Annotated in this window: 21 protein-coding genes; 15 read left to right on the top strand and 6 right to left on the bottom strand. The window is 61.9% G+C overall.

Features of this window, described 5'->3' with window-relative positions; translation table 11 throughout:
• Positions 1–15: 15 nt before the first annotated feature.
• A complete protein-coding gene (locus FIV38_RS08680) occupies positions 16–1,311 on the bottom strand; it encodes an MFS transporter (RefSeq protein WP_092237059.1) in 1,296 nt (431 codons plus the stop codon).
• A gap of 122 nt (positions 1,312–1,433) precedes the next feature.
• On the opposite strand from FIV38_RS08680, the gene FIV38_RS08675 reads away from it, so the two are divergent.
• The 5 genes from FIV38_RS08675 (at position 1,434) to FIV38_RS08655 (ending at position 6,984) form a co-directional block, all read left to right on the top strand.
• The gene (locus tag FIV38_RS08675) at positions 1,434–2,378 is read left to right on the top strand and encodes a LysR family transcriptional regulator (protein ID WP_029291275.1); all 945 of its coding nucleotides are present in this window, start codon (positions 1,434–1,436) and stop codon (positions 2,376–2,378) included.
• A 107-nt stretch (positions 2,379–2,485) separates the two neighbouring features.
• Complete coding sequence (locus FIV38_RS08670) at positions 2,486–3,004, top strand: sigma-70 family RNA polymerase sigma factor (RefSeq protein WP_092237056.1); 519 nt, start codon at positions 2,486–2,488, stop codon at positions 3,002–3,004.
• On the top strand, positions 3,001–3,936 hold the full coding sequence (locus tag FIV38_RS08665; protein WP_092237053.1) for a FecR domain-containing protein: 936 nt from the start codon (positions 3,001–3,003) through the stop codon (positions 3,934–3,936). The genes FIV38_RS08670 and FIV38_RS08665 overlap by 4 nt, the downstream gene beginning before the upstream one ends.
• Before the next feature lie 221 nt (positions 3,937–4,157).
• Positions 4,158–6,548, top strand: a complete 2,391-nt coding sequence (locus tag FIV38_RS08660) for a TonB-dependent receptor (RefSeq protein ID WP_092237049.1) — start codon at positions 4,158–4,160, stop codon at positions 6,546–6,548.
• A gap of 220 nt (positions 6,549–6,768) precedes the next feature.
• Positions 6,769–6,984 carry a TOBE domain-containing protein gene (locus FIV38_RS08655; protein WP_003173733.1) on the top strand — a complete coding sequence of 72 codons (216 nt, stop codon included), beginning with the start codon at positions 6,769–6,771 and terminating at the stop codon, positions 6,982–6,984.
• A gap of 19 nt (positions 6,985–7,003) precedes the next feature.
• On the opposite strand, the gene FIV38_RS08650 is transcribed toward FIV38_RS08655, so the two are convergent.
• Genes FIV38_RS08650 through FIV38_RS08640 form a run of 3 tightly spaced genes read right to left on the bottom strand, consistent with a single transcriptional unit; the run spans position 7,004 to position 9,817 of the window.
• Entirely contained in the window at positions 7,004–8,152 is a 1,149-nt protein-coding gene (locus FIV38_RS08650; RefSeq protein ID WP_092237046.1) for a MalY/PatB family protein, read from the bottom strand.
• Positions 8,153–8,201: 49 nt separating this feature from the next.
• The gene (locus FIV38_RS08645) at positions 8,202–8,882 is read right to left on the bottom strand and encodes a Crp/Fnr family transcriptional regulator (RefSeq protein ID WP_029291299.1); all 681 of its coding nucleotides are present in this window, start codon (positions 8,880–8,882) and stop codon (positions 8,202–8,204) included.
• Positions 8,883–8,929: 47 nt separating this feature from the next.
• Positions 8,930–9,817 carry a LysR family transcriptional regulator gene (locus tag FIV38_RS08640; RefSeq protein WP_070994245.1) on the bottom strand — a complete coding sequence of 296 codons (888 nt, stop codon included), beginning with the start codon at positions 9,815–9,817 and terminating at the stop codon, positions 8,930–8,932.
• A gap of 113 nt (positions 9,818–9,930) precedes the next feature.
• On the opposite strand from FIV38_RS08640, the gene FIV38_RS08635 reads away from it, so the two are divergent.
• Positions 9,931–10,791 (top strand): DMT family transporter, encoded by an 861-nt coding sequence (locus FIV38_RS08635; protein WP_235861051.1) that lies wholly within the window; start codon positions 9,931–9,933, stop codon positions 10,789–10,791.
• A gap of 236 nt (positions 10,792–11,027) precedes the next feature.
• Here the strand turns inward: FIV38_RS08635 and narL are convergent, their stop codons facing one another.
• Both narL and FIV38_RS08625 read right to left on the bottom strand, forming a co-directional pair.
• Entirely contained in the window at positions 11,028–11,675 is a 648-nt protein-coding gene (narL, locus tag FIV38_RS08630; RefSeq protein WP_092237040.1) for a two-component system response regulator NarL, read from the bottom strand.
• Positions 11,672–13,477: a HAMP domain-containing protein gene (locus FIV38_RS08625; protein WP_092237037.1), complete on the bottom strand. Its 1,806-nt coding sequence runs from the start codon at positions 13,475–13,477 to the stop codon at positions 11,672–11,674. The genes narL and FIV38_RS08625 overlap by 4 nt, the downstream gene beginning before the upstream one ends.
• 310 nt (positions 13,478–13,787) lie before the next feature.
• Here FIV38_RS08625 and FIV38_RS08620 point away from each other — a divergent pair, with 310 nt between their 5' ends.
• The 9 genes from FIV38_RS08620 to FIV38_RS08580 all read left to right on the top strand — a co-directional run bounded on the left by FIV38_RS08620 (position 13,788) and on the right by FIV38_RS08580 (position 26,341).
• Positions 13,788–15,053: an MFS transporter gene (locus FIV38_RS08620; protein ID WP_050492699.1), complete on the top strand. Its 1,266-nt coding sequence runs from the start codon at positions 13,788–13,790 to the stop codon at positions 15,051–15,053.
• Complete coding sequence (locus tag FIV38_RS08615) at positions 15,050–16,447, top strand: NarK family nitrate/nitrite MFS transporter (RefSeq protein ID WP_092237033.1); 1,398 nt, start codon at positions 15,050–15,052, stop codon at positions 16,445–16,447. Before FIV38_RS08620 ends, FIV38_RS08615 begins: the two co-directional genes overlap by 4 nt.
• Before the next feature lie 70 nt (positions 16,448–16,517).
• Positions 16,518–20,291, top strand: coding sequence for a nitrate reductase subunit alpha (locus tag FIV38_RS08610; protein ID WP_092237030.1), 3,774 nt, complete (start codon positions 16,518–16,520; stop codon positions 20,289–20,291).
• A 1-nt stretch (position 20,292) separates the two neighbouring features.
• Positions 20,293–21,831 carry a nitrate reductase subunit beta gene (gene narH / locus FIV38_RS08605; RefSeq protein WP_029291316.1) on the top strand — a complete coding sequence of 513 codons (1,539 nt, stop codon included), beginning with the start codon at positions 20,293–20,295 and terminating at the stop codon, positions 21,829–21,831.
• 3 nt (positions 21,832–21,834) lie between these two features.
• The gene (narJ, locus tag FIV38_RS08600; RefSeq protein ID WP_029291318.1) at positions 21,835–22,590 is read left to right on the top strand and encodes a nitrate reductase molybdenum cofactor assembly chaperone; all 756 of its coding nucleotides are present in this window, start codon (positions 21,835–21,837) and stop codon (positions 22,588–22,590) included.
• Positions 22,583–23,260: a respiratory nitrate reductase subunit gamma gene (gene narI / locus FIV38_RS08595; RefSeq protein ID WP_029291319.1), complete on the top strand. Its 678-nt coding sequence runs from the start codon at positions 22,583–22,585 to the stop codon at positions 23,258–23,260. Before narJ ends, narI begins: the two co-directional genes overlap by 8 nt.
• A gap of 10 nt (positions 23,261–23,270) precedes the next feature.
• Positions 23,271–24,167, top strand: a complete 897-nt coding sequence (locus FIV38_RS08590; RefSeq protein ID WP_092237027.1) for a peptidylprolyl isomerase — start codon at positions 23,271–23,273, stop codon at positions 24,165–24,167.
• A gap of 1 nt (position 24,168) precedes the next feature.
• Positions 24,169–25,155 (top strand): GTP 3',8-cyclase MoaA, encoded by a 987-nt coding sequence (gene moaA / locus FIV38_RS08585; protein ID WP_092237024.1) that lies wholly within the window; start codon positions 24,169–24,171, stop codon positions 25,153–25,155.
• Positions 25,156–25,288: 133 nt separating this feature from the next.
• The gene (locus FIV38_RS08580; protein WP_092237021.1) at positions 25,289–26,341 is read left to right on the top strand and encodes a PDDEXK nuclease domain-containing protein; all 1,053 of its coding nucleotides are present in this window, start codon (positions 25,289–25,291) and stop codon (positions 26,339–26,341) included.
• Positions 26,342–26,353 lie beyond the last annotated feature (12 nt).

Genomic DNA, 26,353 nt, shown 5'->3' with positions numbered 1-26,353 from the left:
TGTGACTCCTGAAAATTAAACAGTGGCCGGCGTGTTCGACGCTTTTTGGCCGGGGAAATGGATACCCAGCACCAGCAACGCAGCCAGTACCGTGGTGGCGGACAGCAGGTACAGGCCGGCTGCCGGGGAGTGGAAGGCGGTTTCCGCCCAGTTCTTCAGGACCGGGGCGATAAACCCGCCCAGTGCGCCAAAGGAGTTGATCAAGGCAATTCCTGCAGCTGCGGCGCTACCTGCCAGGTAGCTGGACGGGAAGGTCCAGAACACCGGCTGCACGGCAATAAATCCCGAGGCGGCGAAGCACAGGGCGAGCATGCCCAGCAATGGGTTGGCGAATGTCACTGAGCAGGCGATGCCAGCGGCAGCCATTAATAAGGTGAGCGATGCGGTGCGCCGGCGCTCGCCGCTGCGGTCGGAATAACCGGGGATCCACCACGCGGCGAACAGCGCGCACACCCAGGGAATCGCCGAGACCAGCCCGACCATCAGGCCGACCTTGGTGCCAAGCAAACCACTGACCTGGGTCGGCAGGTAAAACACCACGCCGTACACACTGGCTTGGATCAGCAGGTAGACCAGGCACAGGTAAAGCACCGATGGCTGGTACAGCACGCTGAGCAGGTTGCGGCCATGGGAACCTTTGTGCTGGTCTTCGGCGTCCAGCAGGTCCTGGATCTGGCGGCGCTCCTCAACGGTCAGCCATTTGGCGTCGGCGGGGCGATTGTCCAGGTACCAATAGGCCCAGATCCCCACTGCCGAAGCCATCAGGCCCTCCACGACGAACAGCCATTGCCAGCCATGCAGGCCGCCGAAGCCGTCCATTTCCAGGAGCAGGCCAGACAGCGGGCTGCCGAAGATGAAGGCCAGTGGCGCGCCAAAGTAGAAAAAACCCATGGCCTTGCCGCGTGCGGCCTGGGGAAACCAGTAGGTGAGGTAGAGGATTACGCCAGGGAAAAACCCGGCTTCGGCCACACCCAGCAAGAAGCGCAGGATGTAGAAGCTGGTTTCGTTGTGGGCAAACATCATGGCCGCCGAGACCAGGCCCCAACTGACCATGATCCGGCACATCCACAGGCGGGCACCGACGCGATGCAGGATCAGGTTGCTCGGCACTTCGAGCAAGGCGTAGCCCATAAAAAACACCCCGGCGCCAAAGGCGAAGGCGGCGTCGCTCAGGCCGGTGTCGGCCTGGAAGGCTTGTTTGGCGAACCCGACGTTGGCGCGGTCGAGGAAGGCCATGATGTACATCAGTAGCAGGAAGGGCAGCAGCCGCCAGGAAATTTTGGCGAGCAGGGACACGGGTAGCGTGGTCATCTTGAAGTCCTTTTGTAGGGCTTTGTTCTTATGGGCCGGACTGTACGGCGGCCGAGCAATGCGCTACAAATCGAATCTCGCTCATAAGCGATAACCTCAGGGTATCGATAGTAAGGAACAGAATGAGTAGTCCGCTGATCTCCCGCAGCCTGTTCAACCGCCTGCGCTACAAGCATTTGCATATGCTGGTGGCCTTGAGTTCGAGCCAGAACCTGCACCGTGCTTCCCAGGCCCTGAACATGTCGCAACCGGCGGCCACCCGCATGCTGCGCGAGATCGAGGACATGTTTGCCTGTGACCTGTTCGAGCGCTTGCCCCGTGGCATGCGCCCCACGGCGTTGGGCAAGGAGTTGATTCGCTTCGCCGAATCGGCACTCAGCGGCCTGGACCGCTGCGCCGAAGACTTGATGGCCCGCCAGCAGGGCGGTTATGGCTACCTGGCCATCGGCACCATCATGGGCGCCGCGCCGGACCTGGTGATGGACTCGATTGCCCAGATCAAGTCACTCAACCCGCAACTGCGCATTCGCATTATGGGCGACACCAGCGACCAGGTGATCCAACTGCTGGAACAAGGGCGTATCGACCTGGCCATCGCCCGTCGCAACGCTGCCACAAATAGCGAGCATTACAGCTTTGAGCCGTTGGGCAACGAGCGCCTGCTGGTGGTGGTACATGCCGGGCATCCGTTGGCGCAGCGCGCGAGCTTGCCGTTGGAGGAACTGGTCAGCGACTGGCCGTGGATTCTGCAACCGGAAAGCAGCCCGGCACGCATCGGCTTTGACGAAGCGTTGCAGCGCCTGGCCTTGCCCCTGCCGGCGGACATCATCGAATGCAGCTCGGTGTATTCCATGCAGCAACTGATCCAACTGACCGATGCAATCATGGTGCTTTCGGAAAGCGCCCTGCGTGATTACCTGAAGATGGGCCTAGTGGTCGAGTTGCCAGTGGAGCTGGAAGTGACGCTTGCGCCATTTGGCATCTTGCTGCGCAAGGGTGAACCGGTGAGCCACGAGTTGGGGTTGTTTATTGATCTGCTGCGGCATAAGGCGAGGGCGCTTGATTAACAGCCTCCGCCCGTCTACCCGGCAAAAAGAACATGGTGCAGCGCAGGGATATTAAATAGAATGAATCTCATTTGAGACTCACTCGCGCTGCTCAGGGTTCGCTTGCCATGAATGATGCTGTATCGCCAACGACCACCGCCGAACCCAGCCTGAGCACCTTGTACCGCGACCACCGCAGTTGGCTGGAAAGGTGGCTGCGTCGGCGCCTGGGCAATGCCTGGGATGCCGCCGACCTGAGCCAGGATACGTTCCTGCGGGTGCTGGCCAGTGCCCAGCCGGTAGCGCAATTGCAGGAGCCACGCGCCTATCTGGTGACAGTGGGCAAGCGCCTGCTGGTCAATTTCCATCAGCGCCGCAGCCTGGAGCAGGCCTACCTGAATGCCTTGGCACGCTTGCCCGACGACTGCGTGCCATCGCCGGAGCAGCGCTGGTTGCTGCTGGAAACCCTGCAGGCACTGGATGAATTGCTCGATGGTTTGCTGCCGGTTGTGCGTCGCGCGTTTCTCTGGAGCCAGCTCGAAGGCCTGGGCTACCGGGAGATTGCCGAGCGTCTCAAGGTCTCGGAACGTACGGTCAAGCGCTACATGGCCCAGGCCTATGAGCATTGCCTGCTGGTGGAACTGTGAGCCGCACCGCGCCGGATGTGGCGCGGGCAGCGGCGCAGTGGCTGGCGCTGCTGGAGTCGGGCACGGCCGGCGAGCGCGATCACGCGGGCTTGCAGCAATGGCGCGACAGCCATCCCCAGCACGAACAGGCCTGGCAAAAAGCCCAGCTGCTGCGCCAGCGTTTTGCCGAGCTGCCATCCTCCCTGGCCATGGCCAGCCTCGACCGCCCGCAACCGGGGCGGCGTGCCGTGCTCAAACGCGCCCTGGGCGTGGCAGCGCTGGTACCGGCGGCATGGCTGCTCAGTCGCCAGTTACCCCTCGACGTGTGGCGTGCCGACCTGCATACCGCCACCGGCGAGCGCAAACGCGTGCCGCTGGCCGATGGCAGCGCCCTGCAACTGAACACGGCCAGCGCGGTGGATGTAAACCTTGCGCAGCGGCGCCTGACCCTGGTCGATGGGGAAATGGCGCTGAGTGTGCCAGGCGCGTCGGCGTTGACGGTACATACCCGTTATGGCCAGGTTATCGCCAGCCAGGCCGAGGTCTGTGTGCGTCAGTTGGCGCACGGGTGTCTGGTGTCGGTGCTCAAGGGCCAGGTGCACGTACAAGATGGATCTGGGCGTAGCGCCCTGGTACACGACGGGCAACAACTACGCCTGCAGGCCTCGGGACTGGGGGCGCCGGTTCCGTTTGACGCGCTGCAATTGGGCTGGCGCGATGGAGTTCTGACGGCGCAGAACCAGGGCTTGGGCGACTTCCTGCGCGAGCTTGATCGCTATCGTCCGGGTGTTTTGCGCTGGGACCCGAGCCTGGAAGCCTTGCGCGTCACCGGCAGTTTCCGCCTGGACGACACCGACCGCATCCTCAGCCTGCTGGCCACCACCCATGGGCTGCAGGTGCAGTGGCGCACGCGCTATTGGGTCACGCTGGCACCGCGTAGAACCCTGGCTTGACCACGATTTAATTGTTGAGGCAGATCCAATGTGGGAGCGGGCTTGCTCGCGAAGGCGCAGGGTCAGCCAACTCATCTATGTCTGATACACCGCCTTCGCGAGCAAGCCCGCTCCCACATAAAGCGGCTCCAACATTTTTTCGGCCAGTTTGAACGATCGTGTCCCTTTTTTTCGGCTCGCCTGTCATCCAAGGCAAGTGAACGAAAACAGAGAGCCTTTTAATGCCTGTCGTCCCGCCATCGCTACTGCGCCTGAGTCTGGTCCTGAGCCTGAGTGCCAGCCCAATGTTTATCCCTGTGAGCTGGGCCGAGGACGCGGCCCGGCGCAGTTACCAGGTGCCCGCCGGCAGCCTGGGCAGCGCCTTGACCCGCTTTGCCGGGCTGGCCGGGGTCAATCTTTCGGTGGATCCGGCCCTGGTCGGCGGTCGCCAAAGCGCCGGGATTTCCGGTGAGTTTGCCGTCGAAGAAGGCTTCGCACGCCTGCTGCAAGGCTCGGGCCTGCAATTGCAAACGGTGGGTGAGCGTGCCTACACCTTGATCCCCGCACCACAGGGCGGTGCTTATCAGTTGCCCGCCACCTCGATTCTGGGGACCGCGAACACACCCGTTGCCCAAACCTACGCCGGTGACCAAGTGACACGCAAAGGCGCCCAGGGCCTGTTGGGCGATAACGACTTTATGGATACCCCGTTCAACCTCACGTCTTACACCGCCAAGGCGGTGAAGAACCTGCAGGCGCGGACCCTCGGCGAAATGGTTGCCAGCGACCCTTCGGTGCGCATCACCAACCCCGCCGGTGGGCGTTTCGAGCAGTTTTCGGTGCGTGGTTTCAGCCTGTTCAACAGCGATGTGTCCTACGGCGGCCTCTATGGCGTGCTGCCGACTTACGCCATCGACATGGAAATGGTCGAGCGCGTCGATATCCTCAAGGGCCCCGGCGCCTTGCTCGGTGGTATCGCGCCGCGGGGCAGTATCGGTGGCGGAATCAATATCGAGCCCAAGCGTGCCGCTGATGCACCGCTTACCGAGTTCACTGGCAGCTATGCCTCGGCCGGGCAGTTCGGTGGTGCGGTGGATATCGGTCGGCGGTTTGGCGACGAGCAGCAGTTTGGCGTGCGTTTCAATGGCGTGAAGCAATCCGGCGATACCGAATGGGATCACCAGGAGGTCGACCGCGAAATGACCGTGATCGGCCTCGACTACCGCAAGGAGCGAGTGCGCCTGTCCCTCGACCTCGGGCGTCAGGAACGCACCGCCGACGCGCCCCAGGAGCGCGTGGAAGTTGCCAGGGGCAGCGTGATGCCCAAGGCCCGCGACATCCGCGACAACTTTGCCCAATCCTGGACGTACTCCCATACCAAGGACACCTTTGGCGCGGTGCGTGGCGAGTTTGATGTCAGCGATTCACTGATGGTCTACGCCGCCGCCGGTGCGCGCAAAGGCAACTACGACTTCCTGCGCCACGGTGTGCAGGCGACCCAGACCAATGGCGACTTCACGGTAGTGCCGCGCAGCTTCCGCCGCGACGAAGACGTCAAGACCGCCACTGTGGGCGCGCGCAGTTGGTTCAATACCGGCCCTGTAGGGCACACGCTCAATGTCAGCCTCAACCAGTTCAACATGGATTTCGACAATGCCGGCGAGCGCTATACCCCCGGCAGGAGCAACCTCTACAACCCGGTGGTGTTGCCCCGTCCAGGCCAGGCGGTGCGCTGGGACACCAGCACCCACACCGAAAACCGCTTCACCAGCCTGGCTTTGGCCGACACCCTGGCCTTCTTCGATGAACGGGTGCTGCTGACCCTGGGGGCACGCCTGCAAAAGGTCCAGGTCACGTCCTGGAGCAATGGCATCAAGGACCAGCCGGAGTACGACGAACAAGCGACCTCGCCAGCCCTGGGCCTGGTGGTGAAAGTCACCGATCAACTGTCCCTGTACACCAACTACATGGAAGGCCTGAGCCAGGGCGAGACGGCACCTTCGAGCGGGGTAAACAATGAAAACGCGATCTTCCCGCCGACCAAGAGCAAGCAGGTGGAAGTCGGCGCCAAGTACGACATGGGCAGCTTTGGCATGACGGCCAGCGTGTTCCAGATCAAGCAGCCGGCCTATGGCATCGACAACCAGGGCTTCTTCAAACCCAATGGCGAATTGCGCAACCAGGGCGTGGAACTGAACGTGTTTGGCGAACCCCTGGCCGGCGTGCGCCTGCTCGGCGGGGTGATGCTGCTCGACAGCGAACAGACCAAGACCGCCCAGGGCCTGACCGACGGCAAGCGCGGCACCGGTGCACCAGTGGCCAACGTCAACCTGGGTGCCGAATGGGATATCCCACGCCTGCAAGGCCTGACCCTGACCGCCCGCGCGATCCATACCGGCGCGCAGTACCTGGACGCGGCCAACCAGCAGAAGATCGACAATTGGGAACGCTACGACCTGGGGGCGCGCTACACCTTCAAGGTCAAGGAAAACCCAGTGACCCTGCGTGCGACTGTGGAGAACGTGCTGAACACGACCTACTGGGCATCGGCCGCGACCTCCAGCGATAGCGCGCCCGGCCTGACCCTGTCTACGCCGCGTACCTGGCTGGTGTCGGCAACAGTAGGTTTTTGACCAAACCCATGTAGGAGCCGGCTTGCCGGCGATGGGGCCCGTGAATCATGTGCTGAGTTCAAGGACGCCATCGCCGGCAAGCCGGTTCCTACAGGGCTTTGCATATTTCTATATGGAATAAATAAATAGTTATTTATTCCTTTTGTTGTTGGTGCGAATGGCGCATTTTGAAGGCCTGCGCATTCGTGCGGATTGACCCAACAGTGAAAGGAAAACCGACATGACCATCAAAGCGATCAACGTGCGCAACCAGTTCAAAGGCGTGATCAAGGAAATCCTGCTCGGCGAAGTGGTGTCCGAGATCGACGTGCAAACCGCGTCCGGGATTGTCACCTCGGTGATCACCACACGTTCGGTGCGTGACCTGGAGTTGAAGGTGGGCAGTGAAGTGATTGCCTTCGTCAAATCCACCGAGGTGTCCATCGCCAAGCTCTGATCAGCCGCCAGGGCCGCGCCTACAGGTTTTGCAGGCTGCGTTCCAGGCGTGAAATACCTTCTTCGAGCAATGCCCGCGGGCAGCCAAAGTTCAAGCGTACGAACTGTTGGCTGTCATCGCCAAATTCCACGCCCGCACTCAAGCCTACCTTGGCCTGCTCAAGGAAAAACCGCTGTGGGTCTTCCAGGCCCAGGGCGCTGCAATCCAGCCAGGCCAGGTAGGTACCTTGAGGCGCATGCATGACCACCCCCGGCAGGCGTTTTTGCACGGCATCCACCAGGTAGTCGCGGTTGCCTTGCAGGTACGTGACCAACGCCTCCAACCACTCACCACATTGGCTATACGCCGCCCAGGTGGCTTCCAGGCCCAACGGGCTGACGCTATCGACCATGCCGCAGCGTGCCTTGTTGAAGCGCTCGCGGATGAGTGGGTCCTGGACAATCGCAAAGCAGGTCTTCAGGCCGGCGACGTTGTAGGCCTTGCTCGCGGACATCAGGGTGATGGTGCGCCGTGCGATCTCTGCACTCAACGAGGCGGTAGGGATATGCCGGCGCCCGTCGAAGCACAGCTCGGCATGGATCTCATCGGAGACAATCAGCGTGCCTTGTTCCAGGCAGGCATTGGCGACGGCCAGCAGTTCCTCGCGGGCAAACACCTTGCCCAGAGGGTTGTGGGGGTTGCTCAACAGCAGTGCACCGGCACCTTTCAAGGCCTGGCGCAAGGCGGGCAGGGGGGTGAGGTATTCGCCCTGGTCGCTCAGTTCAAACGGCACTTCGATCTTCGGCAGGTTCCAGTTGCCCGCTGCATGGCGCAGCGGCGCGTAGTTGGGGGTTTGCAAGACCACCGACTGGCCCGGTTGGACAAAGGCATGCAAGGCCATGTTGAAGCCTGGCTCGACACCCGGCAGGAACAGCAATTCATCGGGTTGCACGCGCCAGGCGTACTTGTGCCACAGGTCGCTGATGATCGCCTCGCGCACTTCCGGCCGGGCGACGCTGTAGCCGAGCATCTGCTGGTCCAGGCGCGCGTGCAGGGCCTTGAGGATCGCCGGCGGGGCGGCGATGTCCATGTCGGCAATCCACATCGGCAAGACGTCTTCGGGGTAGCGGCTCCACTTGGTGCTGCCGGTGCCGAGGCGAGGGTGGATCGTGTCGAAATCAAAGCTCATGGGGGCGCTCGTGTCAGGAAGGCGGGCGAAGAATGGCGTCGATTCTAAGTCAGCCGGCCTGATAGGTCATCAACTGCTCCTCGCACAGGATGCGGATCGTGCGCCGTTGTACATCGATCAGTCCGGCGTCTACCAGCCGATGCAGGATCCGCGAAAACGTCTCTGGCTGAATCCCCAGTTTGGAGGCCACCAGACGCTTGGGCACCTGCAGCACCACATCGCCGCTGGCCAGGTCGCGCTCCTGGATCAGAAAGTTGATGACCCGGCGACTGGCATTGGCCAGGCTCAGGGTGTCGATGTCCTTGAGGCGTTGATGCAGGTGGATGCTCATGGTGCCGAGGATTGCCAGGCAGATCTGCGGCTGGTCTTCCAGGGCCTTGCGGTAATGATGGCCCTCAATGGTAACCAGCACGCTGTCCTTGAGCGCCGTGGCACTCACCGGGTAGGCCTTGGCCTGGCTGAACAGCAGGGCTTCGGCAAAGGTCTGGCCGGGGCGAATGACTTCCACCAGATGCTCCTGGCCTTCACCGGTGACCCGGTGCAACTTGACCTGGCCACTGATCAACAGGAAAAACCGCTCGGCGGGGTCGCCCTGATGCATCAAGGTCGCGTGCCCGGGCAGGCGCTTGAGATTGGCCAGGGTGCAGACGTCCTGGAAGATTTTTTCCGGCAAGGGGCTGAACAGATGATGCCGGCGCAGGGTTAAAACGATGGATGGGTGGGTCAGCATGGCGTACCTCCGCTCCCCCCCATGGTAGGGCGCAAGGCTTGCCGGGCCTATGCCTCGTTGGAGGTAGCCCCGAGGAGGCAGTGATCGCGCAGCAGTGCCGAAAATGCATCCCGGGCCGGATGGCAGCCTGTGTTGGCGTGCCAGTAAAACCGGTTGTCGATGCGCGTCAGTTCCGCGAACTCGTGGCCTTGCCAGTTGGCGCCCTGACGATATTGCTCGTAGATCCCCCGCGGTACCAGCGCGGCGCCGCTGCCGGCGCTGACACAGCCGATAATCGTACCGTAGCTGGCGATGCTGACGATTGACGCGACTTGGCCGTGGCGTGACAACCACTGCTCCAGTGCCAGGCGATACGGGCAGCCGGTCGGCCACATAAACAGGGTCAGGCCCTGCAGGTCGGTCACGGTGCGCACCGGCCCCAGGGACGTGGGGGCGATCAGCACCAGGTCTTCGCTATACAGCAGCGTGCTTTCCAGCCCGGGGCGTTGCACATCCACGGCGACAATCGCCGCATCCAGCCGATGGTGCTGGATATCATCGAGCAACTGCGACCAGGTGCCGGTGCTCAACGCCAACGACACTTGTGGGTACAGCGCGTGGTAGCGCGCCAGCAAATGGGGCAAGCGCCCCGTAGCACTGGACTCGATAGCCCCGATCCGCAGGTGCCCATGGGGCGCGCCACCAGGTGCGACGGCACGCCGGGAGGCTTCGGTGAGGTCGAGGATTTTCGTCGCGTATTCGATAAACACTTCGCCCGCAGGACTGACCCGCAGGCCCCGGCCCTCACGCAGGAACAACGCGACCCCGAGCTCCTGCTCCAGGGACTTGAGCCGTGCGGTGATATTGGACGGCACGCAATGCAGCTTTGCGGCTGCACGGGCGATGCTGCCCAACTCGTAGACCGTCTTGAACATGCGCAGTTGGGACAGTTCCATGGTTCACCTGAAGTGAAGAGTGGGCTCAGTTTAAGTCACTTTTTTCAGGGCTTGGGTTTTCTCATACTTTTGCCAGGCAGTGCCTGTGTGCTGCCACGTCCCTGAGAATGCTCATGCCCCACGCAAAAGTTGTCCTGGCGACCCTCTTCGTCATCCTCTGCTGGGCGTATTCGCCTGTCGGCATCCATATCGCGCTGCAGGCCTATGCGCCCGACAATCTGGCTGTGCTGCGCTTTTTGATTGCTTCGGTGTTTATGGCCGGGGTGGCCTGGTGCAAGGGTATTGCACGGCCCCGGGTCCGGGATTTGCCTTTGTTTGCGGTGTTGGGATTGTTTGCGGTGACGCTGCACCACATCGCCCTCAACTACGGCCAGCGCGGTGTGAGTGCCGGCGCCGCCAGCGTCCTGGCGCAATCGACGCCACTGTTCAGCGCATTGCTCGCCAGCACGTTGTTCAAGGAGCGGCTCGGCGCCTGGCAGTGGGGTTGTGTCCTCGGCGGCCTGCTCGGTGCCGGAGTCGTGGCGGTGGGGGATCGCGGCTTGGGCGAACTGGATGGGCATGGCGTGTTGATCCTGCTGGCAGCGGCGTCCTGGAGCCTGTATTTCGCCCTGCAAAAGCGTTATTCACAGCGTTATGACGGACTGACAATGGTGTGTTTCACCCTCTGGTCAGGTACGGCGTTGCTGCTGGTGTATCTGCCCGGATTACCGGAGGAAGTGGCCCAGGCTCCGGTGCGGGTGAACCTGGCAGTGCTGGTGCTGGGCATCTTTCCCAGTGCGCTGGCCTACCTGGCCTGGGCTTATGTATTGACGCATAGCCAGGTCAGTCGGGCAGCGATCGCGCTTTATCTCATACCGCCGGTGGCGATGGTGATGGCATGGGTGATATTGGCGCAGCAACCTTCGATGATGGTGATTGTGGGGACGGTTATTGTTTTGGCGAGTGTGGGGGCGTTGACGGTGAAAGTGCGGTAATGCAACGCCAGAGCGCGCAGCTGCATTCCCCTGTAATTGGGGCAGGCTTGCCTGCGATCACCATAGGTATCTACACAATTTTGCCACAACAGCCCGCTCGCCACAGGGGAGATCGTCAGTTTCTGAAGTTGTGTAGATGCCTATGCTGCGATCACGCCAGCAAGAACACCTCGGGGTGTCAGTTACCCAACGTCATCGCTAACGACCCTCGCAGGCACGCCAGCTCCCACAAAACCCTACCCAGCCTGGCGCAAATGCTCCATCGCCCACACCGCAGCCTCCACCCGCGAGCGCAACCCCAGTTTGTGCAGCAGATTCTTCACATGCACCTTCACCGTGCCCTCGGTAATCCCCAGCTTGTGCCCGATCACCTTATTGCTGTAACCCCCGGCGATGGTCTTCAACACCTGCCGCTCGCGCTCGGTCAGTTCAACCGCGGCATGGGGTTGGGGTGAGCGCAGGGCCTGGGCCAGCACGCGCGTCAGGCCAGGGCTGATCACCAGGGCGCCGTGCAGGGCATCGCGGATGTACTGGATCAGCAGTTCCGGCTCCATGTCCTTGAGCAGATAACCGTTGGCATCCAGGCGCAGGGCGTCGCGGATGTCGTCTTCGGCATCGGACACAGTAAACAGCAAGACCTTGCCGCTATAGGCCATGGCGCGCAGGCGGCGCAGGGTTTCCAGGCCGTTCATTTGCGGCATGTTGTTGTCCAGCAACACCAGGTCCGGTTGCAACGATTCGATCAGCCCCAGGGCTTCCTCGCCATTGCCGGCTTCGCCCACCACGTGCAGGTCATCTTCCAGTTCGAGCATCTGGCGCATGCCGTGGCGCATCATCGGGTGGTCGTCGACGAGCAGGATGCCGTGGCGGTGTGGGGTGTTCATGACAGGCTACCTTGTTGTAAAGATTGCCCGAGGAATTCCGGGCGAAACAGCAAATGTACCCGTGTGCCTTGGGGCTCGCGGGCAGAAATATCCAGTTGGCCGTGCAGGCTGCGGGCGCGTTCATCCATGATGTTCAGGCCGTGGTGTTCGCGTTGGTCCACCGGCTCGCTGAAGCCGCGGCCGTCGTCTTCAATGCTCAAGCTCACGGTTTCGCCGTGCTGGCGCAGTTGCAGCCAGGCGTTCTCGGCATGGGCGTGGCGCAGGCAGTTGGACAAGGCTTCACGGGTCACCTGCAACAGGTGGATCTGTTCACTGGCTGAGAGTTGGAAGGCCAGGGCGTCCACATGCAGGTGTACTTGGAATTCGCCACGGCGCGAGAACTCCTCGGCGGTGTCTTTGAGCTCCTGGACCAGCCCGGCATCGTGGATTTGCAGGCGGAAGGTGGTCAGCAACTCACGCAGTTGCCGATAGGCGTTGTTCAGGCCTTCGCGCAGTTCGCCGGTGACGGTTTCCAGGGTGGCCTTGGGTTCGTCACGGCGCAGCAGGGTCTGCATGCGGCTGACTTGCAGCTTCATATACGACAGCGCTTGCGCCAGGGAGTCATGCAGCTCACGGGCGATGATCGTGCGTTCATCCAGCAGTAACAGGCGGTGGTCCTGTTCACGCTGGCGCTTGAGGGACAGCGAGGTGCCAATCAGGTTGGCCAGCGCCTGGATCAGCTGTTTTTCCCAGTCCTGGGGCGCATGCCCGTCGACGAAATGCGCCTTGAGTTCGCCCAACTCTGCGCCCTGGTTGCTGATGCTGAACACCTGGGGCGGGGCCACGTGATGCCGTTCGCAGGTGGCGCAGTCGCCAATGGCGCAGACGTTGCGGCTGTTTTCACCATGCAGCGCGAGCATCTGCTGTGCCGGGGCGAGGAAGTGCCCTTGCAGGCACAGCGACAGGCGCAGGCCCGGCAGGCGCTTCTGGAAGCGCCGGATCAATTCGTCGAGGCCTTCGGCGTTGGCCAGGCGCGTGGCCAGGCTGCGGCTGCTCTCGTAGAGCAACTCGAGGGCGGCGTTGGCTTGTTGCAGGTTGAGGGTCTTGTGCTGCACCTGGCTTTCCAGGGTGCGGTGGGACTGCTCGATGGTTTCGGCCAGGGTGTTGAAGCTCAGGGCCAACTGGCCAAGCTCGTCTTGGGAGCGGTGATTGACCCGCGCCGTGTAGTCACCCTCACGAAAGCGTCGGGTCGCGTCCACCAACTCCTTCAGGGGCGTGACCACGCCGTACTGCAATTCATACAGCCCCAGCAGCAGGATGATCAGGGTGCTGAACAGCGCCAGGCCCTGGATCAGCTGTTGCCAGCCTTGTTTGTGCTCGCTCTGCTGCTGCAACAGGCTGACGAACTGGTTCAGTTGCTCGACAAAGGCCGGTGCGCGTTCGCGGAACAGGGCGCCGTCGCCACGCTCGATGGCCGGGCGCAGCTCCAGGTTCCAGTGTTGCTGGATCTGCTGGTAGCTCTGTTGCAGGGCGCTCTGGGGGCCGTCTTCCAGCACTGCTTTCAACGATTGGCTGTCCAGGCGCCGTTGCAGGCTTTGGGTGATGGCCTGGATCTCGTCGGCGGGGGCATGGTCGGCGAGTTTCCAGCTCAGGTGGTAGGTCTCCATGCGCACCGAGCCTGCGGTGTTGATGGCCGCGCCGTCGCCCTGGCTGAACCAGGCGATCAGCCCGGCGCTCAGGGAACTGGCCAGGGCCAGGATCGCAATCAGGATCACCGCGACACCGGCCCGCGCGGGCAGGGAGCTGCGCAGCCAGTTAAACATCACGGCGTAATCGAAGGAGGAAGAACAGCAGCATGGCGGCACCTGGCAAGGAAAACAGCATTGAATTCTGCAATCCCTGGCGCACTACCTCTAAAGAGTTGCCGGCGAACCCTCCCACGGGAAAAAGCCGGCACAAGAGACCAATCCATTGATAAATAAAGACTTTCTCTTGTTATTTGGCCTACCTCCTTGGAGGTAGATGGGGCAAGCATAGGCCAATACCCCCCAGGCGGACGTTGATCTGGGTCAAGTTCTGCGAGGACGTCGCCCCTAACCTGCGCTCATGGAATCACTTCTGGGAGCGCAAACCGTGACTCAACCCCGTGTAAGACAAGGCCTGGTGCTGGGCATGAGTACGCTGGCCTTCACCGTGTGCTTTATGGTCTGGATGATGTTCGCCGTCCTTGGCGTGCCGATCAAAGAGCTGCTGCAACTCAACGAAACCCAGTTCGGCCTGCTGGCCGCCACCCCCGTGTTGACCGGCTCCCTGGTGCGCCTGCCCCTGGGCCTGCTGACGGACCGCTTCGGCGGGCGCATCGTGTTCTTTGTACTGATGCTCACCTGCGTGCTGCCGCTGTACCTGATCACCTATGCCACCGCCTTCTGGCAATTCCTGGTGCTGGGGCTGTTTGTCGGCTTGGCGGGCGGCTCGTTCTCGGTGGGCATCGCTTATGTCGCCAAATGGTTCGACAAGGACAACCAGGGCTTTGCCATGGGCGTGTTCGGTGCCGGCAATGCCGGGGCGGCGGTGACCAAGTTTCTTGCGCCGGCCCTGATCGCCCTGGGTACCTGGCACCTGGTGCCGAAGGTGTTCAGCGCGATCCTGTTTATCACCGCGCTGCTGTTCTGGTTCCTCACCAGCGAAAACAAGGCCCACCGCAATGCCAGTGGCGCGACCTTTCGTGAGCAGTTGCTGTGCCTCAAGGACCCGGCCGTGTGGCGCTACTGCCAGTACTACTCGATTGTGTTCGGTGGCTACGTGGCCCTGGCGCTGTGGGCGACCAAGTACTACGTGCAGGAATACGGCTTCAGCCTGCAAAGCGCCGCGCTGCTGGCCGCGTGTTTTTCCCTGCCGGGTGGGGTGCTGCGCGCCGTAGGCGGCTGGATGTCCGACCGCTGGGGCGCACAAAGCGTGACCTGGTGGGTGTTGTGGGTGAGCTGGATCTGCCTGTTCCTGCTCAGCTACCCGCAGACCCAATTGCAGGTGCAGACCGTCAACGGCCCGCTGGATTTCCATATCGGCCTCAACGCCACCGTCTTCACCATCCTGCTGTTTGTGATGGGCATCGCCTTCGCCTTCGGCAAGGCCTCGGTGTTCAAGTACATCGCCAATGACTACCCGCAAAACATGGGCGCGGTGTCCGGCATCGTCGGCCTGGCCGGGGGCCTGGGTGGCTTCGTGCTGCCGATCATGTTCGGCGCCCTGGTGGACCTCACCGGCGTGCGCTCTTCCTGCTTCATGTTGATGTACGGCGTGGTCTGGGTCTCCCTGACCTGGATGTACTTCAGTGAAATCCGCAAGCAACCGCTGCTCGGTAAAGCGGTGGCCCAGCCTCTCCAAGGAGAATCCGCATGACTATCGCGCAAAAGCCCAATTCGGGTCCGGTGATCCACGACTGGCGCCCCGAAGACCCTGCATTCTGGGGCGCCAGCGGCAAACAGACCGCGACCCGCAACCTGTGGATCTCGATCCCGGCGCTGCTGTTGGCCTTCGCTGTATGGATGGTATGGAGCACGGTGATCGTGCGCCTGAACGCCATCGGCTTTAGCTTCACCACCGATCAGCTGTTCTGGCTGGCCGCCTTGCCGGGCCTGTCCGGTGCCACCTTGCGCGTGTTCTATTCGTTCATGGTGCCGATCTTCGGTGGCCGCCGCTGGACCGCCCTGAGCACCGCGTCGCTGCTGATCCCCTCGTTGTGGATGGGCTTTGCGGTGCAGGACCCCAGCACCTCCTACAGCGTATTTGTGCTGATCGCGCTGCTGTGCGGTTTCGGCGGCGGCAACTTCGCCTCGAGCATGTCCAACATCAGCTTCTTCTACCCCAAGTCCCAGCAAGGCACGGCCCTGGGCCTGAACGCCGGCCTGGGTAACCTCGGCGTGTCGGTGATGCAGTTCTGCGTGCCGCTGGTGATCACCTTTGGTGTGTTCGGCCTGCTCGGTGGTCAGCCGCAGACCCTGGAAGACGGCAGCCAGTTGTGGCTGCAGAACGCTGGCTTTATCTGGGTGCCGTTCATTATCACCGTGACCCTGTTTGCCTGGTTCGGCATGAACGACCTGTCCAGCGCCCGTGCTTCGTTCAGCGAGCAGGCGGTGATCTTCAAGCGCAAGCACAACTGGCTGATGTGCTGGTTGTACCTGGCGACTTTCGGTTCCTTCATCGGCTTCTCGGCCGCCTTCCCGATGCTGATCAAGACTTCGTTCCCGGACGTCAACGCTTTGAAATTCGCATTCCTCGGCCCGCTGGTAGGCGCCCTGGTACGCCCACTGGGCGGCTGGCTGGCAGACAAACTGGGCGGTGCGCGGGTGACCCTGTGGAACTTCGTGCTGATGATCGTGATGGTGTTTGGCGTCCTGCACTTTCTGCCACTGCACGGCCAGGGCGGCAGCTTCTACGGCTTCCTTGGCCTGTTCATGCTGCTGTTCATCACCACTGGCATCGGCAACGGCTCCACCTTCCGCATGATCCCGGTGATCTTCCGCACCCAGCATGAAAAAGCCAGCGCCGGCAAACCTGCCGCCGTGCGTGAGCAAGCCCTCAAGGATGCGACCAAGGAATCGGCAGCCGTGCTGGGCTTCAGTTCGGCCATGGGCGCCTTCGGTGCGTTCTTCATTCCCAAGACCTTTGGCTCGTCCATGGCCTACACCGGCAGCCCGGCATTGGCCTTCTACATGTTCGTCGGCTTCTACCTGAGCTGCATTGTCGTGACCTGGTGGTGGTATGCGCGCAAAGGCGCCGAGACCCCCTGCTGAGTCGACCCCCAATTCACACCTTGCGTGGGCGGGGCACAGAACCCCGCAGCAAGCCTGAGAGGAAAGCACCATGAGTCATTTACTCGATCAACTGCGGTTCTTCAATCGCAAGCAAGACGAATTCTCCGAAGGTCACGGCGAGACCCGCAAAGAGTCCCGCGACTGGGAGAACGTCTACCGTTCGCGCTGGCAGTACGACAAGATCGTGCGTTCCACCCACGGGGTGAACTGCACCGGCTCGTGCTCGTGGAAGATCTACGTGAAGAACGGCCTGATCACCTGGGAAACCCAGCAGACGGACTACCCGCGCACCCGCAACGACTTGCCCAACCATGAGCCGCGCGGCTGCCCCCGTGGCGCGAGCTACAGCTGGTACATCTACAGCGCCAACCGCCTGAAGTATCCGAAGATCCGCAAGCCATTGCTCAAACTGTGGCGTGAGGCGCGCCTGACCCTGTCGCCAGTCGAGGCCTGGGCGAGCATTGTCGAGGACAAGGTCAAGGCCGACTCCTATAAAAGCAAGCGCGGCATGGGCGGCTTCATCCGTTCCAACTGGGATGAAGTCAACGAGATCATCGCGGCGTCCAACGTCTACACCATCAAGCAATATGGCCCGGACCGCATCGTCGGCTTCTCGCCGATCCCGGCCATGTCCATGGTCAGCTATGCCGCCGGTTCCCGTTACCTGTCGTTGATTGGCGGCGTGTGCCTGAGTTTCTACGACTGGTACTGCGACCTGCCACCGGCCTCGCCGATGGTCTGGGGCGAGCAGACCGACGTGCCGGAATCGGCCGACTGGTACAACTCCAACTACATCATTGCCTGGGGCTCCAACGTCCCGCAGACCCGTACCCCAGACGCGCACTTCTTCACCGAGGTGCGCTACAAGGGCACCAAGACCGTGGCCATCACCCCCGACTATTCGGAAGTGGCCAAGCTTACCGACCTGTGGCTCAACCCTAAGCAGGGCACTGACGCCGCGTTGGCCCAGGCGTTCAACCATGTGATCTTCAAAGAATTTCACCTGGACAAGCCCAGCGCGTACTTCACCGACTATGCCAAGCGCTACACCGACTTGCCCGTGTTGGTGATGCTCAAGCCCATGACCGGCTTTGCCCCGGGCGCAGGCTTCCAGCCCGACCGCTTTTTGCGCGCGTCGGACCTGGTCGACAATCTGGGCCAGGACAACAACCCGGAATGGAAAACCATCGCCCTCGACGAGAGCGGCGAACTGGTCTCGCCACAAGGCGCCATCGGCTATCGCTGGGGCGAGAAGGGCAAGTGGAACATCCTCGCCAAAGAAGGCGGTGAAGGCCGCGAGATCGACCTGAAACTGAGCCTGATCGGCGATGACGTCGCCGAAGTGGCGTTCCCGTATTTTGCCGGTGAAGCCCACGACTACTTTCAGCACGTGGCCGGCGATGCCGTGCAGTTCCGCCGGGTGCCGGTGCACAGCGTGACCCTGGCTGATGGCACGGTGGCCAAAGTGGCGACGGTGTTCGACCTGTCCGCCGCCAACCTGGCCATCGACCGTGGCCTGGGCGGCAGCAATGTGGCCAAGGACTACAACGACGCCAGCGTGCCGGGTACACCGGCATGGCAGGAAGCAATCACCGGCGTCAGCCGTGAGAAGGCGATCCAGATCGCCCGCGAGTTTGCCGACAACGCCGACAAGACCCGTGGTCGCTCGATGATCATCGTCGGCGCGGCGATGAACCACTGGTACCACATGGACATGAACTACCGCGGGCTGATCAATATGCTCATGCTCTGCGGTTGCGTCGGCCAGACCGGTGGCGGTTGGGCGCACTATGTGGGCCAGGAAAAACTGCGCCCGCAATGCGGCTGGCTGCCCCTGGCCTTTGGTTTGGACTGGAACCGTCCGCCACGCCAAATGAACGGCACCAGCTTCTTCTATGGCCACAGCTCGCAATGGCGCCACGAGAAGATGAGCATGCACGACATCCTCTCGCCGCTGGCTGACAAGTCGCAGTTCCCCGAGCATGCCCTGGACTACAACATCCGCGCCGAACGCGCCGGCTGGTTGCCCAGCGCGCCACAACTCAATACCAACCCGCTGCATATCTGCCGCGACGCGGCGGCCGCTGGCATGGACCCGAAAGACTACGTGGTCAAGTCCTGGCAGGACGGCAGCTTGCGCTTTGCCTGCGAGCAGCCGGACAGCCCGGTGAACTTCCCGCGCAACATGTTTATCTGGCGTTCCAACCTGCTCGGTTCGTCGGGCAAGGGCCATGAGTACATGCTCAAGTACCTGCTGGGCACCAAGAACGGGGTGATGAACGAAGACATCGGCCACAGCACCGAATGCAAGCCGACCGAGGCCGAGTGGGTCGAAGACGGCGCCATCGGCAAGCTGGACCTGGTGACCACCCTGGACTTCCGCATGTCCTCCACCTGCGTCTATTCCGACATCGTGTTGCCGACCGCAACCTGGTACGAAAAAGACGACATGAACACCTCGGACATGCACCCGTTCATTCACCCGCTGTCGGCGGCGATCGATCCTGCGTGGGAGTCGCGTTCGGACTGGGAAATCTACAAAGGTATCGCCAAGGCGTTCTCGGCCATGTCGGTCGGCCACTTGGGCGTGGAACAAGACCTGGTCACCGTGCCGTTGATGCATGACAGCGTCGGCGAACTGGCCCAGCCGTTTGGCGGCACCGACTGGAAAAGCGCCGGTGTGGCGCCGGTACCGGGCAAGAACGCGCCAAACATGGCGGTGGTGGAGCGCGATTACCCGAACATCTACAAGCAGTTCTCGTCCCTGGGCCCGATGCTGGAAAAACTCGGCAACGGCGGCAAGGGCATCAACTGGAATACCGATGAGGAAGTCCAGTTCCTTGGCGAACTCAATCACCACGAAGGCGATGCGGGCATCAGCCATGGCCGGCCAAAGATCGACACCGCCATCGACGCCGCCGAAGTGATCCTGTCCCTGGCCCCGGAAACCAACGGCAAGGTCGCCTTGAAAGCCTGGGCCGCGCTGTCGGAATTCACCGGCATCGACCACAGCCACCTGGCGATTTCCAAGGCCCACGAAGCGATCCGCTTCCGCGATATCCAGGCGCAGCCGCGCAAGATCATCTCCAGCCCCACCTGGTCGGGCCTGGAAGATGAGCACGTGAGCTACAACGCCGGCTACACCAACGTCCATGAAAACATCCCATGGCGCACCATCACCGGCCGCCAGCAGTTCTACCAGGATCACCCGTGGATGCAGGCGTTCGGCGAGCAATTGATGAGCTACCGGCCACCGGTCAACACCCGCACCATCGAAGGGGTGAAGGGCAAACGCAGCAATGGCGAGACCGAAATCGTCCTGAACTGGATCACTCCGCACCAGAAGTGGGGGATCCACAGCACCTACAGCGACAACCTGCTGATGCTCACCCTCAGCCGTGGCGGCCCGATTGTGTGGCTCTCGGAAATCGACGCCAAGCGCGCCGGGATCGAGGACAACGACTGGATCGAGTGCTTCAACGTCAACGGCGCCCTGACCGCCCGTGCGGTGGTCAGCCAGCGGGTCAAGGAGGGCATGGTGATGATGTACCACGCCCAGGAACGCATCGTGAACGTACCGGGTTCGGAAACCACCAAGACCCGTGGCGGCCACCACAACTCGGTGACCCGCGTGGTGCTCAAGCCGACCCACATGATCGGCGGCTATGCCCAGCAGGCCTACGGTTTCAACTATTACGGCACAGTCGGCTGCAACCGCGATGAATTCGTGGTGGTGCGCAAGATGGTCAAGGTCGATTGGCTCGATGGTTCCAGCGGTGATGATCTGCCGCGTCCATTGCCGACCGATATCGAGGAGAACTGAGATGAAGATTCGCTCACAAATCGGCATGGTCCTGAACCTGGACAAGTGCATCGGCTGCCACACCTGCTCCATCACCTGCAAAAACGTCTGGACCAGCCGCGAAGGCATGGAATACGCCTGGTTCAACAACGTTGAATCCAAGCCGGGCATCGGCTACCCCAAGGAGTGGGAAAACCAGGACAAGTGGAAGGGCGGCTGGATCCGTAACGCCAACGGCTCGATCAACCCACGTATCGGCGGCAAGTTCCGCGTGTTGGCGAACATCTTCGCCAACCCGGACCTGCCGAGCCTGGACGACTACTACGAGCCGTTCGACTTCGACTACCAGCACCTGCACACCGCGCCCCTGGGCGAGCACCAACCCACTGCGCGCCCGCGTTCGGTGGTGTCGGGCAAGCGCATGGAGAAAATCGAGTGGGGCCCCAACTGGGAAGAAATCCTCGGCACCGAGTTCGCCAAGCGCCGCAAGGACAAGAACTTCGACCAGATCCAGGCCGACATTTATGGCGAGTACGAAAACACCTTCATGATGTACCTGCCGCGCCTGTGCGAGCACTGCCTGAACCCGGCGTGCGCGGCATCGTGCCCCAGCGGCGCGATCTACAAGCGTGAAGAGGACGGCATCGTCCTGATCGACCAGGAAAAATGCCGCGGCTGGCGCATGTGCATCAGCGGCTGCCCGTACAAGAAAATCTACTTCAACTGGAAAAGCGGCAAATCCGAGAAGTGCATCTTCTGCTACCCACGGATCGAAGCGGGCATGCCCACCGTCTGCGCGGAAACCTGCGTCGGGCGGATCCGCTACCTCGGCGTGTTGCTGTATGACGCCGACCGCATCAGCGAAGTGGCGAGCACCGCCAACGAGCACGACCTGTACGAGAAGCAGCTGGAAATCTTCCTCGACCCCAATGACCCGGCGGTGATCCGCCAGGCCCTGGCCGATGGTGTACCGCAGTCGGTGATCGACTCGGCCCAGCGTTCGCCGGTGTACAAAATGGCCGTGGACTGGAAGCTGGCGCTGCCGCTGCACCCGGAATACCGCACCTTGCCGATGGTCTGGTACGTGCCGCCGCTGTCGCCGATCCAGAACGCCGCCGCTGCTGGCACCGTGGGCATGAACGGGGTGATCCCGGATGTCGACAGCCTGCGCATCCCGCTGCGCTACCTGGCCAATATGCTGACTGCCGGTGACGAAAAGCCGGTCAAGCGTGCGCTTAAACGCCTGCTGGCCATGCGCGCCTTCAAGCGCTCACAGCAAGTGGACGGTGTGGAGGACCTGCAAGTGCTGGCCGACGTCGACCTGAGCGTTGCCCAGGTGGAAGAGATGTACCGCTACCTGGCGATTGCCAACTACGAAGACCGTTTTGTAGTGCCCAGCGCCCACCGTGAAGACGCGATGAGCGATGCGTTTGCCGAGCGTTCCGGTTGTGGTTTCAGCTTTGGCAGCGGCTGCAGTGGCAGCTCCGACACCAATATGTTCGGGGCGAAGAAGGCCAACCGCCGCGACGTGCTGAAAACCGTACAGATCTGGGAGGACTGAGCCATGCGCATTCTTAAAGTGATCTCGTTGCTGCTGGACTATCCCACCGAAACCCTGGTGAACGGCCGCGATGAACTGGAGCAGGCGATTCTCGAATCGCGGGAAATCAGCCCCAAGCAGCGTGGTGCGTTGTTCGAGCTGTTGGAGCTGATCTGCAGCAATGACCTGATGGATGGCCAGGAGCACTACGGTGCGTTGTTTGGCCGCGGTCGCTCGCTGTCGCTGCTGTTGTTCGAACACGTGCATGGCGAGTCGCGCGATCGCGGCCAGGCCATGGTCGACATGATGGCCCAGTACCAGGAGGCCGGGTTCGCCATCGGCGTCAAGGAGCTGCCGGACTACATCCCGTTGTACCTGGAGTTTCTGTCCACCCGCGAAGACATCGAGGCCCGCGAGGGCCTGGCGGATGTGGCGCACCTGCTGGCCTTGCTGGCGGCGCGCCTGGACGAGCGCGAAAGCGCCTATGCCAGTTGCTTCCGTGCGCTGTTGCAGATCAGCGGCGCCGAGCCGCACCAGGCGATTGCCGAGTTGCGCGCCCAGGTTGCCGCCGAAGTGCGCGACGACTCCCTCGAAGCCCTGGACAAAGTCTGGGAAGAGGAGGCCGTGGACTTTATGCAGGCCGAGCAGCAGGACCGTTGCAGCGCCATGCCCAGCGCGCCGGGCAAGGCCCGCGAAGAAAGTGCGGTGCCGTTGCACTGGGTGGATTTTCAGCACGAAGGGCTGGCCGCCGTGCCAGCCAAGGAGGTGGGTAATGTCTAAGTGGAATTTGCTGGTATTTGGCGTGTATCCGTATGTCGCCCTGGCCATCTGCCTGTTGGGCAGTTGGGCGCGGTTTGACCTGTCGCAGTACACCTGGAAGGCCGGCTCCAGCCAGATGCTCAATAACCGTGGCATGCGTGTGGCGAGCAACTTCTTCCATATCGGCGTGCTGTTCGTGCTGGCCGGGCATTTTGTCGGCCTGCTGACGCCGGCGTCGATCTACCACCATGTGATCAGTACCGAAAACAAGCAGCTGCTGGCGATGGTCTCCGGTGGTTTCTTCGGCTTGCTGTGCCTGGTGGGCCTGGTGATGCTGGTCAATCGTCGCCTCACTGATCCACGGGTGCGGGCCACATCAAGCCCATCGGACATCCTGATCTTGCTGGTGTTGCTGGCGCAGCTGGTCCTGGGTTTGCTGACTATCGTTGCGTCGACCGGGCATATGGACGGTTCGGTGATGGTGATGCTCGCGGACTGGGCGCAGAACGTGGTGTTGCTGCGGCCGGTGGAAGCAGCGGCGGCGATTGCCCCGGTGAGCCTGATCTACAAGGCGCACGTGGCGCTGGGCCTGAGCCTGTTTGTACTGTTCCCGTTTACCCGTCTGGTGCACATGGTCAGTGCGCCGATCTGGTACCTGGGCCGTCGTTATCAAATCGTGCGGCAGAAGTGAGGAGAACGTCATGACTACAGGATGCGGATGTGGTGGCGGCAGCGGCGGTGGTGGTTGCAGCTCTTCGGCCAAAGAGCCGGAAGTGGTGGTGGCCGTCGAGCCGCAACTGATCGCCAGCAGCGAACAGGAATGGCCGATTGTCAGCGTCAACGGGGTGCAGATTACCCCCGAGGCGATGGCTCAGGAACTGCAATATCACCCGGCTGAGAGTCGCGAGGAAGCGGTGTTCCTCGCCGCCCGCGCCTTGGTGATCCGTGAGCTGCTACAGCAGCGGATTCGTGAGCTGGGAGTGTTGCTGGAAGTCGGCGCCGGCGAGAACGAAGAAGAGGCAGCGACCCGCCTGTTGCTGGAGCGTGAAGTCAAGGTGCCGGACTGTGACGAGGCCACCTGTGTGCGCTACTTCGAAAGCAATCGCGGGCGCTTTCACAGCGCGCCGTTGCTCGCGGTACGGCACATTTTGCTGGAGTGTGCGCCGGACGACGCCGAGGCGCGGCATGTCGCGCATTCCCAGGCCGAGGTGTTGTTGTTGAGCCTGCAAGAGTCACCGGCCAGCTTTGCCGACCTGGCCTTGAAGTACTCGGCGTGCCCGTCCAAGGCCCAGGGCGGTTCGTTGGGGCAGGTGAGCAAAGGCCAGACCGTGCCAGAGTTGGAGCGCCAATTGTTTACCCTGGCCCCGGGCCTGGCCAGCAAACCCCTGGAAAGCCGCTACGGCTGGCATGTGATCTGCGTCGATCAGCGCATCGAAGGCCAGCCGCTGCCCTACGAGGCGGTCGCCACAGCGATTCGCACCCAGTTGCAGCAAGGGGTGTGGCAGAAGGCGCTGGTGCAATACCTGCAAACCCTGATTGGCGCGGCCGATGTACGTGGCATCGCGCTGCAGGGCGCCGACTCGCCGTTGGTGCAGTGACATGAGCCTGGTGGATGGTGTGGGCCGTTCCATTGACTACCTGCGGTTGTCGGTGACTGATCGTTGTGATTTTCGCTGTGTGTATTGCATGGCAAAAAACATGACCTTCCTGCCGCGCCAGCAGGTGTTGACCCTGGAGGAGCTGCAACGGCTGGCGACGGTGTTCGTCAGCCAGGGTGTGCGCAAGATCCGCCTGACCGGGGGCGAGCCGCTGATCCGCCCGGGCATTGTCGAGCTGTGCCGCCACATCGCCGCGTTGCCCGGCTTGCGCGAACTGGTCATGACCAGCAACGGCTCGCAACTGGGCCGCCTGGCGCGGCCGCTGGTGGAGGCTGGGGTCAAACGCATGAATATCAGCCTCGACAGCCTCGACCCCGAACGTTTTCGCGCGATCACCCGCAACGGCGACTTGCGCCAGGTGCTGGGCGGCATCGAGGCCGCCCGGGATGCCGGGTTCGAGCGGGTCAAGCTCAACTGCGTGGTGATGAAGGGCCGCAACTTTGATGAAGTGCCGGCGCTGGTGCAGTACGCCATCGACCAGGGCATCGATATCAGCTTTATCGAAGAGATGCCGTTGGGGGATGTGGGGCGCTCGCGGGGCGAATCCTTTTGTTCCAGCGAGCAGGTTCGGGCCTTGATTGCCGAGCATCACTCGCTGCTCGACAGCACCGAAAACAGCGGCGGCCCGGCACGTTACGTGCGCCTGGCCCGGCATTCGCAGACGCGCATCGGCTTTATCTCGCCCAACTCCCACAACTTCTGCGCCAGCTGCAACCGGGTACGGATGACGGTGGAAGGGCAGTTGCTGCTGTGCCTGGGGCAGGACAACGCGGTGGATTTTCGTGCGTTGCTGCGCCGCTATCCGTTGGATGACCGGCCGTTGGTGGAAGCGCTGCACAAGGCGCTGCGGGGTAAACCACTGCGCCATGACTTTACCGGGGAGGGCGAGGTGCAGGTGGTGCGGTTTATGAACATGAGTGGGGGGTGAGGAGGTGCTGGAACCCTGTCGAACAGTAGTTCCCGTTGTTTTGTATCAAGGGCATTCCGCTGGCCCGCGTGGCGTTTTTCCGTCGTTACCATTGCTGGTTTCTACAACGGGCAATATCGACAAGGAACCCGGAATGAATCGATCCGCTGAGGGCCTCACTACACCTCCTGAGGGATATGGCGACTGGTTGAAGGAGCTGAAAAACCGTATTCACTCTGCCCAGCAGCGTGCATCGCTGGCAGTAAACCGTGAGCTTGTGCTGCTGTACTGGCAGATTGGCCAGGACATCTTGACCCGCCAGGCGCAGCAAGGGTGGGGAGCAAAAGTCATTGAGCGCCTGGCGCAGGATTTGCGTTCAGCTTTTCCTGATATGAAAGGTTTTTCGCCGCGTAACCTCAAGTACATGCGCGCATTTGCCGAGGCTTGGCCGGAACCTGAGTTTGTGCAAGCGGTGCTTGCACAATTGCCTTGGTATCACCAAATAGCACTGCTCGATAAACTGCCCGGCCCCGAAACCCGCCGCTGGTACGCCGCCCAAGCCATTGAACACAACTGGTCACGCAACATTCTGGTCATGCAGATCGAGACCCGTTTGCTGGAGCGCAGTGGCAATGCTGTCAGCAACTTCGAAACCCTGCTGCCCAAGCCCCAGTCGGACTTGGCCCGCGAGTCGCTGAAAGATCCCTATCGTTTCGATTTTCTGGGGCTGACCCTGGACGCGCAGGAGCGTGAGATCGAAAGCGCTCTGATCAGGCATGTCACCGACTTTTTGCTGGAGTTGGGGGCAGGCTTTGCTTTTGTCGGCAAGCAGGTCCTGCTGGATGTGGGCGGCGAGGAGTTCTTCATCGACCTGCTGTTTTATCACCTGAAACTGCGCTGTTACGTCGCTATTGAGCTCAAGGCCGGCAAGTTCAAGCCAGAGCATCTGGGGCAGTTGGGTTTTTACCTCGCAGCGGTGGACGCCCAACTCAAGCACCCGCAAGACAGCCCCACCATTGGTTTGCTGCTGTGCAAAAGCAAAAACAAGATAGTGGCTGAATATGCCTTGCGTGACAGCGCTCGACCCATCGGGGTGGCGGAGTACCAGTTGGTCGGCGCCCTCCCGGCAGAACTCCAAACCAGCTTACCCAGCATCGAACAGATTGAACGTGAACTGGCCCGTGACGATACCTCTGCGCAAACTTGACCCTGATCAATT

The sequence above is a fragment of the Pseudomonas proteolytica genome, from assembly GCF_007858275.1.
GTDB classification, from domain to species: Bacteria; Pseudomonadota; Gammaproteobacteria; order Pseudomonadales; family Pseudomonadaceae; genus Aquipseudomonas; species Aquipseudomonas proteolytica.
Note: the sequence above shows the minus strand (reverse complement) of the source record. Positions and strands in the feature narration are given on the sequence as shown.

Excerpts from the sequence above, each read along its gene's own strand:
- FIV38_RS08645 (WP_029291299.1), bottom strand. The coding sequence starts at position 8,882 with ATGCTGACCCACCCATCCATCGTTTTAACCCTGCGCCGGCATCATCTG.
- FIV38_RS08580 (WP_092237021.1), top strand. The coding sequence starts at position 25,289 with ATGAATCGATCCGCTGAGGGCCTCACTACACCTCCTGAGGGATATGGC.
- FIV38_RS08650 (WP_092237046.1), bottom strand. The coding sequence starts at position 8,152 with ATGAGCTTTGATTTCGACACGATCCACCCTCGCCTCGGCACCGGCAGC.
- FIV38_RS08675 (WP_029291275.1), top strand. The coding sequence starts at position 1,434 with ATGAGTAGTCCGCTGATCTCCCGCAGCCTGTTCAACCGCCTGCGCTAC.
- narI (WP_029291319.1), top strand. The coding sequence starts at position 22,583 with ATGTCTAAGTGGAATTTGCTGGTATTTGGCGTGTATCCGTATGTCGCC.
- FIV38_RS08590 (WP_092237027.1), top strand. The coding sequence starts at position 23,271 with ATGACTACAGGATGCGGATGTGGTGGCGGCAGCGGCGGTGGTGGTTGC.
- FIV38_RS08640 (WP_070994245.1), bottom strand. The coding sequence starts at position 9,817 with ATGGAACTGTCCCAACTGCGCATGTTCAAGACGGTCTACGAGTTGGGC.
- FIV38_RS08670 (WP_092237056.1), top strand. The coding sequence starts at position 2,486 with ATGAATGATGCTGTATCGCCAACGACCACCGCCGAACCCAGCCTGAGC.
- FIV38_RS08625 (WP_092237037.1), bottom strand. The coding sequence starts at position 13,477 with ATGTTTAACTGGCTGCGCAGCTCCCTGCCCGCGCGGGCCGGTGTCGCG.
- narJ (WP_029291318.1), top strand. The coding sequence starts at position 21,835 with ATGCGCATTCTTAAAGTGATCTCGTTGCTGCTGGACTATCCCACCGAA.
- moaA (WP_092237024.1), top strand. The coding sequence starts at position 24,169 with ATGAGCCTGGTGGATGGTGTGGGCCGTTCCATTGACTACCTGCGGTTG.
- narL (WP_092237040.1), bottom strand. The coding sequence starts at position 11,675 with ATGAACACCCCACACCGCCACGGCATCCTGCTCGTCGACGACCACCCG.
- FIV38_RS08660 (WP_092237049.1), top strand. The coding sequence starts at position 4,158 with ATGCCTGTCGTCCCGCCATCGCTACTGCGCCTGAGTCTGGTCCTGAGC.
- FIV38_RS08680 (WP_092237059.1), bottom strand. The coding sequence starts at position 1,311 with ATGACCACGCTACCCGTGTCCCTGCTCGCCAAAATTTCCTGGCGGCTG.
- FIV38_RS08635 (WP_235861051.1), top strand. The coding sequence starts at position 9,931 with ATGCCCCACGCAAAAGTTGTCCTGGCGACCCTCTTCGTCATCCTCTGC.
- FIV38_RS08615 (WP_092237033.1), top strand. The coding sequence starts at position 15,050 with ATGACTATCGCGCAAAAGCCCAATTCGGGTCCGGTGATCCACGACTGG.
- FIV38_RS08610 (WP_092237030.1), top strand. The coding sequence starts at position 16,518 with ATGAGTCATTTACTCGATCAACTGCGGTTCTTCAATCGCAAGCAAGAC.
- FIV38_RS08655 (WP_003173733.1), top strand. The coding sequence starts at position 6,769 with ATGACCATCAAAGCGATCAACGTGCGCAACCAGTTCAAAGGCGTGATC.
- narH (WP_029291316.1), top strand. The coding sequence starts at position 20,293 with ATGAAGATTCGCTCACAAATCGGCATGGTCCTGAACCTGGACAAGTGC.